Consider the following 3,759-nt stretch of genomic DNA (forward strand, 5'->3'; position numbering starts at 1 on the left):
CGTATCCATGGTGTGCATCTGTGATCCGATCAACGCGCTCAATCGCGCGAGACCCAGAGCTTGCGGGTGGCTTCGATCACCCGCCAGACGCCCGTGAATCCAGGGTGCATCACAAAGGCGTCGCCTGCCGAAATGCGGCGCGGCTCGAACCCGTCCTCGATGAGTTCCGAAACTCCCGAAAGGATGTAGCAGACTTCGAAGGTTCCGCCTTTTATGGAGCGATAGGCGCCCGGCGTGACCTCCCATACACCGGCCCGCACTTGGCCGTCAGCGGTTTGCGCGATATCCCATGTCAGGAAACGGGGATCACCATCCACGCGCCGTTCCGGCAGCGGTTCGCCTTTCCTGGGTTCGGGGAGATTGTTCTGATCGAAAAAGGTAAGCTTGGACATGGGGCACCCTTTCAGCGCGCGGCATGCCGCTCGAAAGACAGGCGCCTTTCGATGGCATGCAGAGCAGTCAGACAGACGACGTTGATTGCAAGGTAGAAGACGGCGGTGATGACGAAGATTTCCATGATGGCGAACGTCTCGCTCATCAGCCGTTTGGCATGGCCGGTGATTTCAAGCACCGTTATGGTGGAGGCAAGGCTTGATTCCTTGACGATAACAGCGACTTCGGTGCTGTAGGAAGGCAAGGCCTGACGCAGCGCCAGGGGAAACTTGATACGGTGGAAGACCACCAACCCGGACATACCGCAGGCCTCCGCCGCCTCGATCAGTCCGCGCGGCAGCGAGAGCAGGGCAGTACGGAAGATCTCCGCCGTATAGGCACCGGTATTGAGAATGACGGCAAGGATGGCAGCGTGCAGGCTGTCGCCGATCAGCCACCACAAAACCGCGTTGTGGCGTATGAAACCTATCTGCGCGAGACCGTAGTAGATCACAAAGACCTGCACGAGCATCGGTGTGCCCCTGAAGACCGCGCAGTAGAAATCGGCGCATTTGCGAACCGTGCCGATCTGGGAAATGCGGGCTGTCGCCAGTAGTATGCCGAACGGCAACCCGATGCCGACCCCGAAAAATGCAATCAGCAGAGTCGTCTTAACGCCGACGAGCAGAAACGGAGCCGCATAGGTGACGATGCTGAAGTCCATCCTAGCCTCTACTGAATCCGCGATTGAAATGTTTTTCGACGCGGTTGAACAGAACCTGGCTCGCCACGGTCATGGCGAAAAACATCGCTGCCGCCATGCAATAGAAGAGCAGCGGGGAGCGGGTGATTCCCGCGGCGACCGCTGCGGCCCGCATCAGTTCCTGCATGCCGACGACGGATACGAGCGACGTATCCTTGATCGTCATTTGCCAAACGTTGTTGATCCCGCCCAGAGCCAGCCTGAGAGCGAGCGGCAGGGTCACGCGGGAGAAGGTGATGCGTGGCGACAACGAAAGCGATCGGGCCGCCTCCAGAAGGCCGGCGGGAACTGCCTGCAAGGCGCCTCGTATGACTTCTATCGAGTACGCGCATGAGATGGCGGAGATCGCTATAATGCCGATAAGGAATGGATAGGCGTTTTCGGCGCTATCCGCGTAGCCGAACGCCGAGGCAATTCTCTGCACCCAGTCGACGGAGCCGAAGAACAGGAGATAAATGACCAATAGTCCCGGAACGCCGCGGATGACGATGCTGTAGGCATCAACAAGCTGTGAAAGACCAGGGACCTGACGCCAACGAAGGATGGCAAGCGGTATCGCCGCCGCCAATCCTACAACCACGCCGACAAAGCCGATCAGAAGTGTGATACCGGCACCGCGCAGCAGCGCAAGGAGCCAGCCCTTCTCGACCATCAACATCCAGATATCGTGCAACATGAAACATTCCATCAGATCGTCGCGGCATTGCCGCGACGATCTGTTGCCTGTCGGATGATTACTTGTTGCACGCGATGGTATAGTCGTCCTTGAACCAGTTTTCCGAGGCGGCCTTCACCTTGCCGCTATTGATCATGTTGCAGAGAGCGCCGTCCAGCTTGGCCTTGAGTTCGGTATTGCCCTTGCGCAGGCCAACACCCATGCCATAGCCCAGCGCTTCGTGATCGTCCGCTCCGGTAACCTTGACGTCGATGCGGGCAAAGCTAGCGCCGTCCGGTGAGCCGAGGAAATCGACCCAGGTCGGGGAATCGCCGAATGCAGCGTCAAGCCGGCCTGCCGCGAGATCGGAATTCTGCTGGGTCGTGGCGTCGTAGGTCTTCAGATCCGCAGTCGGAATATGTTTCTTTATAAACTGCGCGTATGTGGTGCCATTCACAACGCCTATGGTCTTGCCAGCCAACGCGTTCTCGATTTCCGCAAGACTCTTCAGCCCAACGGACGGAGAATCCTTCGGAACCACAAAATACTGCGGTGTGGTTGCGTAGGGGACGGAGTAGTCGATCTTCTTCTTTCTCTCGTCGGTGATGCCGAGACCCGAGATGATGACATCAAAGCGATCGCTGTCCATCGACGGAACCAAGGAACTGAAGGTCTGCACCACGAATTTGCATTTGACCTTGAGTTCGGCGCAAATGCCGTTGGCGATATCGGCGTCGAAGCCGGTAACGTTGCCGTTGGCATCGGCCATGCTGAACTGCGGCGCGTCGCCTTCTGTGCCCACGCGCAAGACACCATTCTGTGCCGATGCTGCCCCTATTGCCGCCATCATGAGTCCGGATGTGCAGATTGAGCGAAGTGCGTTCTTTATGAGCATGCTGAGTTACCCCTCTTTGCCTTCTGTTTGATGGCCGTCATCAGGCGGCGGTTGAAATAACGCTGGATAGGAACCGCTTCACCGCTTCGGATGCGGGATTTCGAAACAGTTCTTCCGGCCCGGCATCCTGCTCAACGGCACCCTTGTGCAGGAATATCATTCGGTTCGACACCTCCCGTGCGAACCTCATTTCGTGCGTGACGAGAAGAATAGTCGCCCCCTCATCGGCAAGCGTTCTGATGACCTTCAAGACTTCGCTGACCAGCTCGGGATCGAGCGCGGAGGTTGGTTCATCAAAAAGCATAAGCTTGGGCTGCATCGCCAAAACGCGCGCGATTGCCACGCGCTGTTGCTGCCCGCCCGAAAGCTGGCTCGGATATCGGTGGCCAAAGTCGGCCATGCCCACCTTGGATAGAGCGCAAAGCGCTGTTTCATCCGCCTCCCGCTTGCCCTTCTTCAGCACGTAGATCAGCGCCTCGGTTACGTTCTCAAGCACAGTTCGATGGGGCCACAGGTTGAAGCTCTGAAACACCATTCCGATGCGGCGACGGAAAACTCTGATATTGGTCGCGTTGACGATTTTCGTTTCGTGGCGTTCGTTCTGCGATGCGGAAATCGCATCGCCCATCACCTCAACCTCACCCGAACTCGGGGTCTCCAGAAAATTGATGCATCGTAGCGCGGTGCTCTTTCCCGAACCGGACGAGCCAACGAGCGAAATGACCTCGCCTTGCCGCATCTGGAAGCTCAGCCCGTTGAGAACGCGGGCCGCGCCGAACGCCTTGCGAAGTTCGTGAACTTTCAGAACGGGAGCCATGCCGAAGCACCTCCTGTCCGTGCCGTGGTGAAGGGATGTAGAGCCGATCGACGGTCCATTTCGGCGACATCTTCGCTGGTCGTCATTCTCGGCTCCCTAGGGGGCATCGCAGAAACAGACGAATTTCGGTTCGACGAAATCCGGCGACGGATGATGTCGCAACCCCTCCCGTTCAAGGCCGACTGCTTCCAGCTGCATTCCACCCTCAAGGATTACAAAGCATGACCTCAGCTTATGTCCGTCGGGGTACGCAATTC

General features: G+C 57.9%; 5 protein-coding genes. All 5 read right to left on the reverse strand.

The features are described 5' to 3' along the window. Window positions 1–38: 38 nt before the first annotated feature. From EOA33_RS27585 to EOA33_RS27605, 5 genes are read right to left on the reverse strand one after another with little or no spacing between them, the layout of a single operon-like run. Window positions 39–392 carry a cupin domain-containing protein gene (locus EOA33_RS27585; protein ID WP_126058825.1) on the reverse strand — a complete coding sequence of 118 codons (354 nt, stop codon included), beginning with the start codon at window positions 390–392 and terminating at the stop codon, window positions 39–41. An 11-nt stretch (window positions 393–403) separates the two neighbouring features. Then, a complete protein-coding gene (locus EOA33_RS27590) occupies window positions 404–1,096 on the reverse strand; it encodes an ABC transporter permease subunit (protein WP_126058826.1) in 693 nt (230 codons plus the stop codon). Window position 1,097: 1 nt separating this feature from the next. Next, complete coding sequence (locus EOA33_RS27595; protein WP_126058827.1) at window positions 1,098–1,811, reverse strand: ABC transporter permease subunit; 714 nt, start codon at window positions 1,809–1,811, stop codon at window positions 1,098–1,100. A gap of 58 nt (window positions 1,812–1,869) precedes the next feature. Next, a complete protein-coding gene (locus EOA33_RS27600; protein ID WP_127407080.1) occupies window positions 1,870–2,685 on the reverse strand; it encodes a transporter substrate-binding domain-containing protein in 816 nt (271 codons plus the stop codon). Between the two features lie 40 nt (window positions 2,686–2,725). After that, a complete protein-coding gene (locus tag EOA33_RS27605) occupies window positions 2,726–3,502 on the reverse strand; it encodes an amino acid ABC transporter ATP-binding protein (RefSeq protein ID WP_127407081.1) in 777 nt (258 codons plus the stop codon). Window positions 3,503–3,759 lie beyond the last annotated feature (257 nt).

It is taken from the genome of Mesorhizobium sp. M4A.F.Ca.ET.050.02.1.1 (genome assembly GCF_003997725.1).
In the GTDB taxonomy this organism is placed as follows: domain Bacteria; phylum Pseudomonadota; class Alphaproteobacteria; order Rhizobiales; family Rhizobiaceae; genus Mesorhizobium.

What these genes read in the sequence shown, in the direction of transcription:
- EOA33_RS27585 (WP_126058825.1), bottom strand. Translation starts at nt 392, where the DNA reads ATGTCCAAGCTTACCTTTTTCGATCAGAACAATCTCCCCGAACCCAGG.
- EOA33_RS27590 (WP_126058826.1), bottom strand. Translation starts at nt 1,096, where the DNA reads ATGGACTTCAGCATCGTCACCTATGCGGCTCCGTTTCTGCTCGTCGGC.
- EOA33_RS27595 (WP_126058827.1), bottom strand. Translation starts at nt 1,811, where the DNA reads ATGTTGCACGATATCTGGATGTTGATGGTCGAGAAGGGCTGGCTCCTT.
- EOA33_RS27600 (WP_127407080.1), bottom strand. Translation starts at nt 2,685, where the DNA reads ATGCTCATAAAGAACGCACTTCGCTCAATCTGCACATCCGGACTCATG.
- EOA33_RS27605 (WP_127407081.1), bottom strand. Translation starts at nt 3,502, where the DNA reads ATGGCTCCCGTTCTGAAAGTTCACGAACTTCGCAAGGCGTTCGGCGCG.